The sequence below is a fragment of the Comamonas sp. 26 genome, from assembly GCF_002754475.1.
Lineage (GTDB): Bacteria > Pseudomonadota > Gammaproteobacteria > Burkholderiales > Burkholderiaceae_C > Comamonas.
Genome location: NZ_PEFL01000001.1, coordinates 356,838 through 370,220, shown reverse-complemented (window position 1 = coordinate 370,220; position 13,383 = coordinate 356,838). Strand labels below are relative to the sequence as shown.

Here is a 13,383-nt window from a genome sequence, read left to right as displayed (position 1 = left end):
CTTTATGCAACGCCTTCAGGCGTCCGTCACCTCACCGGCGTTCTGCATATTCCACATGCTGGCGTAGCGCCCACCTGCAGCCAGCAACTCGTCATGCGTTCCGCGCTCGATGATGCGGCCGCTGTCCATAACCAGAATTTCATGCGCTTCAACCACGGTAGATAAACGGTGCGCAATCACCAGCGATGTCTTGCCTTGCGCAGCGCTGCGCAGCTCATTTTGAATGGCACGTTCATTGGCGCTGTCCAAGGCCGATGTGGCCTCATCAAAAATCAGAATGGGCGGATTTTTCAGCAATGTACGGGCAATGGCCACGCGCTGCTTCTCACCGCCAGAGAGTTTGAGGCCGCGTTCACCCACGCGCGTTTCATAACCCTGCGGCGTAGCCACAATAAAGTCGTGAATACGCGCGGCTTTGGCGGCGGCTACGACTTGATCATGCGAGGCACCGGGCTGGCCGTAGGCAATGTTGTATTCCACCGTATCGTTGAACAGCACGGTGTCTTGCGGCACGATACCCACGGCACGGCGCACACTGGTTTGGGTCACATCGCGAATATCTTGGCCAGCAATACGCACATTACCAGCCTGCACGTCATAGAAGCGGAACAGCAGTCGCGCCAGCGTGCTCTTGCCCGAGCCAGAGGGCCCCACCACGGCCACCGTTTTTCCTGCCGGAATCGTGAAGCTCAGATCGTGCAGGATGGGACGTGCCGGGTCGTACGCAAACTGCACGTTTTCAAAGCGCACTTCAGGCGGTTGTCCATTCAGCGGCAGCGGCTGTGCATTGGGGGCATCGGCCACCTCGCGGTCTTGATCCATCAGCGTGAACATGCGGTTCAGATCGGTCAGGCTCTGCTTGATCTCTCGGTAGATAACGCCCAGGAAATTGAGCGGAATATAGAGCTGAATCATGAAGGCGTTGATCATGACCAGATCACCCAAGGTCAGGCGACCATCGACCACACCTTGCGTGGCGCGCCACAAAATAGCGACCAGCGCAGTACCAATAATGAGCTGCTGACCTGCATTGAGCATGGACAGCGTGGTCTGGCTCTTCAGGCGCACACGGCGCAGCTTTTCCAGGTTTTCGTCGTAGCGTGCAGCTTCAAACTCTTCGTTGTTGAAGTACTTGACGGTCTCGTAGTTCAGCAGCGAATCAATGGCTTTGGTGTGCGCCGCAGACTCCTGCGCATTGGCTTCTTTGCGAAAGCGCGTGCGCCACTCGGTCACCGTGACGGTGAAGGTGATGTAGAACACCAGCGCTGCCAGCGTAATGATGGCAAACCAGGCGTCAAAACGCACAGCCAGAATGCCCAGCACCAGCCCCATTTCGATCAGCGTGGGCAGGATGGAGTACAGCGAGTACGAGATCAGCGATTCCGTGCTGCGCACGCCGCGCTCGATATCGCGTGTCATGCCGCCGGTCTGACGCTCCAGGTGAAAGCGCAGGCCCAACGCATGCAGATGCTGAAAAGTCGAAAGTGCAATCGAGCGCGAAGTGCCCTGCGTGGCCTTGGCAAAGACCAGGTCGCGCAGCTCGGTAAACATGGTGGTGGAAAAGCGCAGCAGACCATAGGCCAGCAGCAGCCCCACGGGCACGACCAGCACCGCCTGGGCCTGGCCGGGCTTTATGTCCAGCGCATCGACCAGATGCTTGAGCAGGACTGGCACGCCCACGTTGGCTAGTTTGGCGCCCAGCATGAACAGCAGCGCCGCCAGCACGCGCCACTTGTATTGCAGGATGTAGGGGAGGAGGCGGCGCAGCGTGGCCGAGTCGGGGTTGGGCGCCGCTACTGCGGCTTCTTCAGGGGTTGTATGTGGCCGTGAACGCATTGTGGGGAGGTATCGCCTTGCAGGCAGTCTGAAGCTCGGTAAAAGGCTTCTATTTCTATGACGGGAATGGAATCGCCTGCGAATTCTGCCTGCCCCGTTACTTTTCCGCCAATCAAGCCCAAGGTAAACGGCTGCAGCAGCGTCCTGTCATAGTGTCCCGGCCCGCAGGCCTTGAAGAACGATGCATCCCGCGGCCAGCCCCAAAAGACCCTGGGGCTGAGCTCTGCATACAACATGACCACGCAGTCGCGCCCTCCTTCAACGGCCTCTATCGTGCGCAGACCTCCGCCCCAGCAAACGCGCTTGCCCTTTGCGCTGGCGGCCAGTGCTTGCGTGGGAATGAGTGCCGAAAATGGCCCCGCCTGTGCCTCAGCGTCCGTCAATCGATCGGGATGGCAGGATGACTGCTCGGCTGTGCCGCTCAAGCCATGCAACGGCTGCGATACAGGATCGTTTGTCTGATCGGATACCACAGGAGAAACGCCGCAGCCCGCCAGCACTAAGCACAACACCCCATACAACGACCACGAAAGCAGATTCATAGTTATCACCTACTCACTTTCCTGAACCGGCGTCATTGGTATTTCCCAACAACATAGTAGAAACCCGAATCTGAAGCACAATTCCACCTTTACCTCTGTGCCCGCCACGTCCATGCCTCCTCGTCCCAACCTCCCCCCTCAGCCTTTGCCCGAAGACAAGGAGCTGGTTCTCAAAGTCGTCCCCATGCCTGCCGATGTCAACGCCAATGGCGACATCTTTGGTGGCTGGGTTATGGCTCAGGTGGACTTGGCAGGTTCGGTGCTGCCCCAGCGTATCAGCCACACCCGCATGGTGACCGTGGCGGTTAACGAATTCATCTTCAAGCAACCCGTACGCGTGGGTGACATTCTGTCCTTCTACGCTGGTGTGCTGCATGTGGGCCGTACTTCGGTCACGGTGAATGTGGAAGTGTTTGCCGAGCGTTTCTCGGATCAGGGCAAGTTCGTCAAAGTGACCGAGGCCCGCCTCACCTATGTGGCCATTGATGCCACCGGCAAGCCACAGGCCCTGCCCGATACCGAACAGACCCGCGCATGGCGCGAAGCCATTCAGTCGCAGGAGCAGAGCGCGCCTCAGAAAAGCTGAGCCCTCTCTTCATGGCACAAAAAAAGCGACTCAATGAGTCGCTTTTTTCATGGGCTGTGCACGAAATTTCAGGCAACGGCGGCGATGCCTGCTGCCTCTGACGTACTGGCAACCGCGCTCAGAGGGCTGGTGCTGAGCGTGCTGATGGATTTGCCCCGGCTGCTTGCTGCGCTTGCACTGCTGGCTGCGGCTGAAAAGCCTGTACCGGCTTCAATCTGGCCTGTCAGCTCACCACCCTCTTCGATCACGACCTTGCCGTAGCGAATCTTGCCGCTGACTTTGCCGGAACCATAGATCACCAGCTTCTCACGCACAGTCAACGAGCCATCAAAGCGGCCATGAATTTCGGCAATATCAATTTCTGCTGTGCCGTGAAAGGCACCGTTCTCGGCAATCTTGATGACGCGGGAGTTCATGGTCGCCTCAACCGTGCCTTCGACGACCAGAGTGTCGCAGTCGGTAATTTCCACGCCCTTGAGCTTGATGTTGGGGCCCACAGTGAGCTGGCTGCCACCCGTTGCCTCAGCCACAGGAGCAGCAGGCGGCGTTGACGGGCGCATATTGCTGGAGGGCGGCACGCCCAGTCCAGAGCTGCTCAAAGTACCTGCCGAAGGCATCCCTGTCGCGGAATTGCGGGAAGAAAAAGTATCGTTTTCTCGTTTACCGAAGAACGGGTTTTGCACAGCCATGGCAGGAGCCTCCTTGTCAGAAAACGCCGATCCTACGCAGCATCAATGGCTATATTTGCCGTCATCTCGCAAGAACAGTAAGCAAAGCTTTCACAAGTTTCAGTTACTTGCATGCATTGCTTCATCTCACACCATGCAATATTTGGCTGCATCCGGGCAAGTATTCACTTGCCTGTTTTTAAGGCAATTTAGACCTCCAGCCCAAGACTGGAGAGCGCAAGGCGCTCTCTTTTCAGGAGAAAACTCAAGAAACGATATAGGCAGCTGTACCCATGGACAACAATTCACCATCAGCAGACAGAAACTCCATCTGGGTATTGGCAACGCGTGAGCCCAGGCGAATCACCTTGGCGGTGAGCAAGAATTCCTTGCCAATACCAGGGCGCAGATAGTCGACACGCAAATCAATCGTGCCCAGCCGGGAAAAGCGCTGCAGGCGCTGCATGGGGGTGTCATCCATATGGCGGGCGGCAATAGCGGCCATTACCGCCAGACCGCCCATCGAGTCCAGCCCCGCGCTGATGACGCCGCCATGAATGCGCTCATAGGCCTCGTGCCCTATCAATTCAGGTCGCATGGCGATATGGCCATGTACCAGGGTTGGTGAGATTTCACCGATCTTGAGGCCGATGGTCTGATTGAATGCCACACGCTTTTCAAAAATCTCGTGCAGACCGGCGAGAAATTCAGGCTCGAACTGAACCAGCTCTGACTGAATATTCTTGCGAGTCTTAGGGGCGGGTGAGACCTGAGCTGTCATGGATTCGCTTTCAGACAAAAGAAGAAAGAATCGCCCAGCAACGGGCGATTTTCAGATCAGCACTTGCTGAAGCCAGGGTGACGCTTTTGGTGAAAGCATTACCCATCGCTTCACTGGCGTGGATTTCAGCAGTTGCTGAAATCCGGGTGGCGTTTTTGACGAAAACACCTTCCATCGCTTCGCTCACGCCAGCTTCGCTGGAGGGGATTTCAGCAGTTGCTGAAATCCGGGTGGCGTTTTTCCATAAAAGATGTCAGCGCTTCTTTGGCGGCAGGCTCACGCAGCATGCGGGCGAAGACAGCACCCTCTTCCGCAATGCGCTCGCTCACAGCCTTGGCCTGGCCGCCCTTCATCAGGCGCTTGGTTTCGATCAGCGAAGACAGGGGCTTGCGCGCCAGCTTCTTGGCCTGTGCCTGTGCCACGCCATTGCATTCGTTAGGGGGCACCACGCGGTTGACCAGTCCCACTTCCAGTGCGGCTTCAGCCATGAAGGGCTCGCCCAGCAGCAACGCCTCGGCCGCTCGGTGGTAGCCCAGCATTTGCGGCAGCAGCAAGCTGGATGCGGCTTCGGGGCAGACACCCAGGTTGATGAAGGGCAGCGAGAAGGCCGCGTTGTCGCCCGCATAAACCAGGTCGCAATGCAGCAGCAGCGTTGTACCAATGCCTACTGCCGGGCCACAGACAGCGGCAACCAGTGGCTTGGGGAAGGCCGAGACTTCCTGCAGAAAACGCCATACCGGGGCATCAGCCCCCATGGCACCGGGGGTCGAGGTTTGCTTGAGAAAGTCTGCAATATCGTTGCCCGCGCTGAAGATGGCGATATCACCCTGGAACACCACCACGCGCACGCCTGCATCGGCCTTGGCCGATGCCAGCGCATCTGCCATCTGCATGTACATGGCTTCGGTGAAGGAGTTTTTCTTCGCTGCGCGGTTGAAGGTGATGGTGCAGACGCCCTCTTCGGTGTGCACCAGAATGTCCTGGTTATCCTGGGTATTGCTCATGGTCTTGCCTTATCGAATGGTGAATCGGTCGCCGGATTCGGCACCTTATTCCTTGTAATAAACAATCTGGTGGCTGGTAGCCAGCATCTGGCCAGACTTGCTCCACAGCTGGGCTGTCTGATCAAAAAAGCCGTTGCGGAACTCCTGCCCGCGCGCCTGCGCCAGCAGCAGGTCATCGCCCACAGCGGCCAGCTCCTCACGCCCGGCATGAAAGTACACGGTGATGGACACCGTGCCCGCCGGCACGCGTTTGGCGCGGCGCAGCCACGCCCGCGGAAAGAACACGTCAGAGACCGCAGCCAGCGACGCAAAATCCAGCGGACGCGGCGGATTGTCTCTCACCCACAGCTGCGTCAGAGAGTCACGCTCTGAGCCGTCTTCCTCTTTAGGCAAAATACCGTTCACAAAACGCATCTCGTAGCGGGCGAGCCACTCAACACCTTTGAACAGAGGCGGTACACGCTCAAACTCTGCTGCTGGCTTGACGGCAGGCATGGGCATATCGTTCACGCTCCAGGTCTCGCGGCGCACAGCGGTTACGGCGGTAGCCGTGGTCACCACCTGCATCTTGCCGTCTGCGTCAGGCTGCAGCACGGTCAAAATCCAGTGCTGGGTCGAGCGGTTGGTGCGCACCGGGTTGGCCTCAATCTCGAAAGCACCGGGACCAACCGCCGCAGCGTAATTGACGGTGATGGAAATCGGGTCCCCCAGACATTGCGGATGCTGCTGCATGGCCTGAACCAGACTGGCAGCCGTAATGCCGCCATAGGGCCCGACCATGTTCCAGTAATCCGGCGATGCTTGCCCACGATACTGATTGGGCACTCCCGTGGCAGTCAGGGCCACGGCACGATCAAAGGGGTGGAGGTCTGTGCTCATAGGTCTCAGTGTTGCCCAAGGGCAGGAATGAAGGCCGTCAAACAGGTGACTATTACGGCCCAAACAAGGGTTTGCCAGGACTTCGATCACCCGCGCGCCAGCTCTGCAGCAATGGCAACAGGGGTCGCCACAGTAGCTCAGCCATCTCTTCTCTGAAATACCCCAGATGGCCTATGCGCCCTGACGGAGCAAGCGCCGCACTCACATGCTCCAGCGTGCTGGGCGCACTCCGGTACCAGCCCACCAGCGACTGCACACTGGCCAGCGACATCATTTCGTCGTCTTCCATATACAAAGCATGCAGCGGGTAGTGGGCAGCGGCATAGGCATCGGCCGCCCATTCGCCTTCAACGCCCATGGCATAACGCGGGTTCATGCACCAGCGCCGCCATTGCCAGAGCACGCCTGCAGGCAAGTCACCCACCATGCCCAGCTTGCGCCCCGGAAATGAGCCGTACAGCCAGGTCGCCAGCGGCGCCACGCCCCACCAAAAAAGTCGAATAACGCGTTTGGTCGGCGCAGCGTTATCGCGCCAGTAGCCGCTGCCACTGGCCACGGAAAGCAAGCCATTAATGGGCAAAGGTATTGAAGCCAGGCCCGGCAATTGCGAGCCCATGCTGTGCCCAATCCAGATCAAGGCCTGATCGGGGAATTGCTTTTTGAGCTGCGCCGCCACCAGCTCACAATCCTTGGCCCAATCCAGCAGGTCAGCCTTGGTATCGCGCATACGGCCTTGCAGCGAAAGGCCGTGACCGCGGTAGTCAAACGTGGTCACGCCATAACCCTGCTCTGCAAGCCAGCGCGCAAAGGGCTGGTAATAGCTTTGCTGCACACCCATGGCGGGAGCAACCACTACCTGCGCCAGCGCCTCTGCCGCTGTGGGCTGGCATTGGCGCAGCACCAGATGGGCCGGACCGACAGAGATGGGCAGGTTCATCTCCGTCCACTGCACTTCAGGCTGCTGCGCGGTCTGCATCAGGTGCCTGCGCTGCTTAAACGCGCTCGAAGATGCCGGCCGCGCCCTGACCCATGCCCACGCACATGGTCACCATGCCGTACTTGAGCTGCTTGCGGCGCAGCGCATGCACCACGGTAGCCGCACGAATCGCACCCGTTGCCCCCAGGGGGTGGCCCAGTGCAATCGCACCGCCCATGGGGTTGACCTTGCTGGGGTCTAGATTGAGGGTGTTGATCACCGCCAGAGACTGGGCTGCAAAAGCCTCGTTCAGCTCAATCCAGTCCATGCCGTTCTGGTTGAGACCGGCATAACGCAGCGCCGCCGGGATGGCCTCAATCGGGCCAATGCCCATGATGGAGGGCGGAACGCCTCTGCTCGCATAGCTCACAAAACGCGCCAGCGGCGTCAGGCCAAAGCGCTTGACGGCATCGCCGCTGGCCAGAATCAGTGCGCCTGCACCATCACTGGTCTGCGAGCTATTACCTGCCGTCACAGAGCCGCGTGCGGCAAACACGGTGCGCAACTTGGCCAGACCTTCGATGCTGGTATCTGGGCGCGGACCTTCATCCAGGCTCACGGTGCGGGTGCTGATAACGGGCTCGCCCGTGGCAATGTTCAGCGTGCGGTCTGTCACTTCAATCGGCGTGATTTCGTCGGCAAACTCACCCGCCTGCTGGGCGGCAATAGCACGGCGATGCGACTCCAGCGAAAACGCGTCCTGCGCCTCACGGCTGACCTGCCACTGCTGGGCCACCTTCTCGGCCGTCAGGCCCATGCCATAGGCAATGCCCACATCGCCATCGCGCTCAAAGATCGTGGGCGACAGGCTGGGCGAGTTACCCATCATGGGCACCATGCTCATGCTTTCCACACCGGCTGCAACCATCACATCGGCCTCGCCCACACGAATACGGTCAGCGGCCATGGCCACGGCAGACAAACCCGAGGCACAGAAGCGGTTGACGGTAATGCCGCCAATGCTGGTGGGCAGCCCCGCCAGCACCGCACCAATGCGCGCCACATTCAGGCCTTGCTGGCCTTCAGGAATGGCGCAGCCACAAATGATGTCTTCAATAGCCTTGGGATCCAGACCCGGAACCTGCGCCAGCGCTGCTTTCAGCGTAGTGGCCAGCAGATCGTCAGGACGGTAATTGCGGAAAAAGCCTTTATGGGAACGACCGATTGGCGTGCGCGTTGCGGCAACGATGTAGGCGTCTTGTACTTGCTTCATTTTTGTTTCTCCTCGCTTCGCCTTAGTTGCGCACCGGCTTGCCGGTGTTGAGCATGCCGAGAATTCTCTCGTGCGTTTTAGGATGAGCAATCAAATGGCAGAACGCCTTGCGCTCCAGCTTCATCAGATAGGCTTCATCCACCAGCGTTCCGGCATCCACATCGCCGCCGCACACCACGTTGGCTATCATTCCTGCGATGTACTGGTCAAACTCGCTGATAAAGCCGCCGTCGCGCATATTCACCAGCGAGCCCTTGATAGTGGCCTGACCGCTGCGGCCCGCCACGGGGAAGCTGCGCTTGAGCGGTGCACGCCAGCCGCTGGCTGCCATGGACTTGGCTTCATTGATGGCCACAAACAGCACTTCATCTTTGTGGGCCACCACGATGTCACTGTCCAGCAGGTAGCCAAGCTTGCGTGACTCCAGTGCGCTGGTGCCCACCTTGGCCATCGCGGCTGCTGTGAATCCTTCGGTGAGGAAGGGCAGCAAATCTTTACCCGTGCTGGTGGCGGCATTTTCCGCAGCGCGGCGGGCGATATAGGTCAGGCCGCCTGCGCCTGGCACCAGACCCACGCCGACTTCTACCAGACCGATATAGCTTTCCATATGCGCCACGCGGCGGGCCGAGTACACGGCCATTTCGCAGCCACCGCCCAGCGCCAGCCCATGAATGGCCGACACCACAGGCACCTGTGCATAACGCAGGCGCAGCATCAGGTTTTGCAGCTCTTGCTCGATGCTTTCAATGGCATCTGCGCCGCCAATCACAAAGGCGGGCATGGTGGCTTCAAGGTCAGCCCCCACGCTGAAAGGCGAGTCGCCCGACCAGATGACCATGCCATCAAAGTCGCTCTCGGCCACGTCCACCGCCTCCATCAGACCTTCCATGACCTCGGGGCTGATGGCGTGCATCTTGTTCTTGATACTGGCAATCAGCACCTTGCCGTCCAGAGTCCAGGTGCGCAGCGCCTTGGTCTCGGCCAGCGTTGTACCTGCGCTCTGCCAGTCAGGCAGATTGGCTTCACCCAGCAGCTTTTCAGGGAAGAGCTGACGCTCGTACACGGGCAGCACGCGGCGCGGCACAAATTGGGCCTGAGATGCGCTCCACGAGCCATTGGCGGTGTGCACGCCACCGGCTTCGGCCACCGGGCCTTCAAACACCCATTGGGGCAGCGGCGCCTTGCACAACGCCTTGCCTGCATCAATATCTTCCTGAACCATCTTGGCCACATCCAGCCAGCCAGCGTCTTGCCACAGCTCGAACGGGCCTTGTTGCATGCCATAGCCCCAGCGCATGGCTTGGTCCAGATCACGTGCGCAGTTGGCAATATGCTCAAGATGCACGGCAGCGTAGTGGAAGCTGTCGCGCAGAATGGCCCAGAGGAACTGGCCTTCCTTGCCCTCGGCATTGCGCAGTAGTTTCAGGCGCTCAGTTGCAGGCTTTTTGAGCATGCGGCCATACACCTCGTCGGCCTTGCCACCGGCGGGAATGTAGTCCTCGCTATCGAGCTCAAACTGCATGGTTTCACGACCCACGCGCTTGTAAAAGCCCTGCTTGGTTTTATTACCCAGAAAGCCGAGATCCAGCAGCTTTTGCAGCACCTTTGGTGTGCCAAAGTTAGCAAAGAAGGGATCGCTTTGCTCATTCAGGTTCTCCTGCATGGTCTTGATGACGTGAGCCATGGTGTCCAAGCCCACCACATCCGCAGTGCGGAAGGTACCGCTTGATGCGCGGCCCAGTTTTTTGCCTGTGAGGTCATCGACCACATCAAAGTTCAAACCAAAATTCTCGGCCTGCTTCATGGTGGAAAGCATGCCCGCAATACCAATGCGGTTGGCGATGAAGTTGGGCGTGTCATGCGCGCGCACCACACCCTTGCCCAGCACCGCGGTCACAAAGGTTTCAAGCTGGTCCAGCACTTCGGGCTGGGTCGTGGGCGTGTTGATCAACTCCACCAGCTGCATATAGCGCGGCGGGTTGAAGAAGTGAATGCCGCAAAAACGCGGCTTGATGGCATCGGGCAAAGCCTCGCTGAGCTTGGTGATGGACAGACCCGAAGTGTTGGATGCCACCAGCGCATGCTTGGCAACAAAGGGGGCAACCTTGTGATACAGGTCCAGCTTCCAGTCCATGCGCTCGGCAATGGCTTCGATGACCAGATCGCAACCCTTGAGCAGCTTCATGTGCTCTTCGTAATTAGCGGGCTGAATCAGATCCACATCATCGGCCACACCAATGGGCGAGGGCTTGAGCTTTTTGAGATTGGCGATGGCGCGCTCTGCAATGCCGCTCTTGGAGCCTTCTTTGGCAGGCAGATCAAACAAAATGACCGGTACCTTGACGTTAACCAGATGGGCGGCGATTTGCGCACCCATCACGCCCGCACCCAGCACGGCGACTTTTTTCACATTGAATCGGGACATGAGCAATGTTCCATTAAGGGCCAGCTGCTGCTTAACCTAGCGTCAAGCAGCGTCAGCGCTGGCTGTTTTGTCTTGAAATTTATTGAACGCGGACCCAGGTCTGCGTGCGCCAGAAGGGGCCGATGGAGCCGCGCACTTCCAGCTTTTTGCCGTCTTCGATAGGCGTCAGCCTCACGGTGTAGGTCTTGCCGTTTTCGGGGTCGAGAATCTTGCCGCCCTCCCAGACTTCCTTGCCCTCGGCCTTTTTGACGCCGCTGATCAGCGTCATGCCCACCATGGGCTTGTCTTTCAGCTCGTCCTTGCACTCGGTGCACAGCTGATTGGGGTCAGCGCCTTTGCGCAGCAGCGCTTCAACCTTGCCGGAGACGATGCCCCCCGCTTCGGTGATCTTCACCTGCGCCTTGGGTGTGTTTTCCTTTTCGTCCATGCTGCGCCAGGTGCCTACGGGCGACATCTGCGCCATTGCAGTGGACATGCCACCCGCTACCAAAACAAGAGCTGCCAGCGCATTAATTTTCTTCATTTCCAAGTCCTTTAACATTAAAACAAGGGATGAATCAGCGCATGCAGCTACGCTTTCAATAGCGCGACTGCATGGCTTGTGGAGCTTCAGGCCAGAGCGGCGTCGGTGTCCATCAGCGACTGGCAGCCAGCACGGGCGGTGCGCATCAGCGTCAGTGTTTCGGGGAACAGCTTGGCAAAGTAAAAACGTGCCGTCTGCAGCTTGCCCAGATAGAAGGGGTCAGCATTGCCAGCAGCAATTTCGCGCAGCGCCACCTGCGCCATGCGGGCAAACAGGTAGCCAAAGACCAGGTGACCGGCCACGCGCAGATAGTCCACAGATGCAGCGCCCACGTCGTCGGGGTTTTGCATGCCCTTGAAACCGATTTCGGTGGTGAACTTGGTCATCTGGTCGCCCAGCATGGCGATGGGCGTGATGAACTCGCTCATCTTTTCATTGACGCCCTCTTCCTCCACCAGCTTGGCGATCAGCTTGCCAAACTTCTTGAGCGTGGCGCCCTGGTTGCCCAGGATCTTGCGACCCAGCAAATCCAGCGCCTGCACGCCGTTGGTGCCTTCGTAAATCATGTTGATGCGGTTGTCGCGCACAAACTGCTCCATGCCCCACTCGGTGATGAAGCCGTGGCCGCCATAGACCTGCTGGCACATGGTGGTGGAGATCCAGCCGTTGTCGGTGATGAAGGCCTTGACGATGGGCGTGAGCAGCGCGACCAGCTCGGCGCTGTCTTTACGCACTTTTTCGTCTGGGTGGTTCAGTTCGGTATCAATCAGCAGCGCGCTGAAAGTGGACAGCGCACGCCCCCCCTCGGCATAGGCCTTGGCTGTCATCAGCATGCGGCGCACATCGGGGTGCACGATGATGGGGTCCGCTGGCTTGTCTTTGGCCTTGACGCCAGACAGGGAGCGCATCTGCAGCCTGTCCTTGGCATAAGCCAGCGCGTTCTGGAAAGCCACTTCGGTCAGGCCCAGCGACTGGTTGCCTACACCCAGACGGGCGGCGTTCATCATCACAAACATGGCTTGCAGGCCCTTGTTGGGCTCACCCACCATGGTGCCGATGGCGCCATCGATATTGATCTGCGCCGTGGCATTGCCGTGGATGCCCATCTTGTGCTCCAGCGCACCGCAGAAGATGGGATTGCGCTCGCCCAGGGAGCCATCGGCCTTGATCAGGAACTTGGGCACCACAAACAGGCTGATGCCCTTGGAGCCCACAGGCGCATCAGGCAGGCGGGCCAGCACCAAATGCACAATGTTTTCGGTGAAATCGTGCTCACCGGCGGAGATGAAAATCTTGTTGCCGGTGATCTTGTAAGTGCCATCGGCCAGCGGCTCAGCCTTGCTGCGCAGCAGGCCCAAATCGGTGCCGCAATGCGACTCGGTCAGGCACATAGTGCCTGTCCACTCACCGCTGGTCAGCTTGCCCAGATAGGTCTTTTTCTGCTCGGGTGTACCGTAGGCATGCAGGGCTTCATAAGCACCGTGGGACAGGCCGGGGTACATGGTCCAGGCCTGATTGGCGCTGTTGAGCATTTCATACAGCGCCGAGTTCAGCACCATGGGCAGGCCCTGACCGCCGTATTCAGGGTCGCAGGACAATGCAGGCCAGCCACCTTCCACAAACTGGGCATAGGCTTGCTTGAAGCCTTTGGGCGTAGTCACCTCATGCGTGGCCTTGTTCAGCGTGCAACCCTCAGCATCGCCGCTGATGTTCAGCGGAAAGGTCACATTGGCCGCAAACTTGCCAGCCTCTTCCAGCACCGCATTGATGGTGTCTACATCCACCTCGGCGTGCGTGGGCATCTGCTGATAAGACTCAGCGACCTTGAAGACCTCATGCATGAGGAATTGCATATCACGCAGTGGCGGGTTGTAGCTGGGCATGTGTCGTCTCCTGAGGTAGTTTCGCGTTGGATAGGGTTGCTAGATGGACCGTCGCTTGCCGTGTGGG

13 protein-coding genes are annotated in these 13,383 nt (G+C 58.9%); 1 reads left to right on the top strand and 12 read right to left on the bottom strand.

Features of this window, described 5'->3' with window-relative positions; all coding sequences use genetic code 11:
* Positions 1–15 precede the first annotated feature (15 nt).
* Together CLU84_RS01760 and CLU84_RS22290 are read right to left on the bottom strand one after the other, a co-directional pair.
* A complete protein-coding gene (locus CLU84_RS01760; protein ID WP_099735661.1) occupies positions 16–1,836 on the bottom strand; it encodes an ABC transporter ATP-binding protein/permease in 1,821 nt (606 codons plus the stop codon).
* A complete protein-coding gene (locus tag CLU84_RS22290; protein WP_233209901.1) occupies positions 1,794–2,378 on the bottom strand; it encodes a hypothetical protein in 585 nt (194 codons plus the stop codon). The genes CLU84_RS01760 and CLU84_RS22290 overlap by 43 nt, the downstream gene beginning before the upstream one ends.
* A gap of 112 nt (positions 2,379–2,490) precedes the next feature.
* Here CLU84_RS22290 and CLU84_RS01750 point away from each other — a divergent pair, with 112 nt between their 5' ends.
* Positions 2,491–2,964, top strand: a complete 474-nt coding sequence (locus CLU84_RS01750; RefSeq protein ID WP_099735660.1) for an acyl-CoA thioesterase — start codon at positions 2,491–2,493, stop codon at positions 2,962–2,964.
* 68 nt (positions 2,965–3,032) lie between these two features.
* On the opposite strand, the gene CLU84_RS01745 is transcribed toward CLU84_RS01750, so the two are convergent.
* The 10 genes from CLU84_RS01745 to CLU84_RS01705 form a co-directional block, all read right to left on the bottom strand.
* Positions 3,033–3,653 (bottom strand): polymer-forming cytoskeletal protein, encoded by a 621-nt coding sequence (locus CLU84_RS01745; protein ID WP_099735659.1) that lies wholly within the window; start codon positions 3,651–3,653, stop codon positions 3,033–3,035.
* Positions 3,654–3,897: 244 nt separating this feature from the next.
* Entirely contained in the window at positions 3,898–4,413 is a 516-nt protein-coding gene (locus CLU84_RS01740) for a thioesterase family protein (protein ID WP_099737806.1), read from the bottom strand.
* A gap of 10 nt (positions 4,414–4,423) precedes the next feature.
* Positions 4,424–4,600: a hypothetical protein gene (locus CLU84_RS21970; protein WP_158235159.1), complete on the bottom strand. Its 177-nt coding sequence runs from the start codon at positions 4,598–4,600 to the stop codon at positions 4,424–4,426.
* Positions 4,601–4,622: 22 nt separating this feature from the next.
* Positions 4,623–5,417, bottom strand: coding sequence for an enoyl-CoA hydratase (locus CLU84_RS01735; RefSeq protein WP_099735658.1), 795 nt, complete (start codon positions 5,415–5,417; stop codon positions 4,623–4,625).
* A 45-nt stretch (positions 5,418–5,462) separates the two neighbouring features.
* Positions 5,463–6,296 carry an acyl-CoA thioesterase II gene (locus tag CLU84_RS01730; protein ID WP_099735657.1) on the bottom strand — a complete coding sequence of 278 codons (834 nt, stop codon included), beginning with the start codon at positions 6,294–6,296 and terminating at the stop codon, positions 5,463–5,465.
* Between the two features lie 52 nt (positions 6,297–6,348).
* Positions 6,349–7,272: an alpha/beta fold hydrolase gene (locus tag CLU84_RS01725; RefSeq protein ID WP_099735656.1), complete on the bottom strand. Its 924-nt coding sequence runs from the start codon at positions 7,270–7,272 to the stop codon at positions 6,349–6,351.
* A 16-nt stretch (positions 7,273–7,288) separates the two neighbouring features.
* Positions 7,289–8,485 (bottom strand): acetyl-CoA C-acyltransferase, encoded by a 1,197-nt coding sequence (locus tag CLU84_RS01720; protein ID WP_099735655.1) that lies wholly within the window; start codon positions 8,483–8,485, stop codon positions 7,289–7,291.
* A gap of 22 nt (positions 8,486–8,507) precedes the next feature.
* A complete protein-coding gene (locus CLU84_RS01715) occupies positions 8,508–10,910 on the bottom strand; it encodes a 3-hydroxyacyl-CoA dehydrogenase/enoyl-CoA hydratase family protein (RefSeq protein ID WP_099735654.1) in 2,403 nt (800 codons plus the stop codon).
* A 79-nt stretch (positions 10,911–10,989) separates the two neighbouring features.
* A complete protein-coding gene (locus CLU84_RS01710; protein WP_099735653.1) occupies positions 10,990–11,433 on the bottom strand; it encodes a DUF2147 domain-containing protein in 444 nt (147 codons plus the stop codon).
* An 86-nt stretch (positions 11,434–11,519) separates the two neighbouring features.
* Positions 11,520–13,316 (bottom strand): acyl-CoA dehydrogenase C-terminal domain-containing protein, encoded by a 1,797-nt coding sequence (locus CLU84_RS01705; protein ID WP_099735652.1) that lies wholly within the window; start codon positions 13,314–13,316, stop codon positions 11,520–11,522.
* Positions 13,317–13,383: the final 67 nt, after the last annotated feature.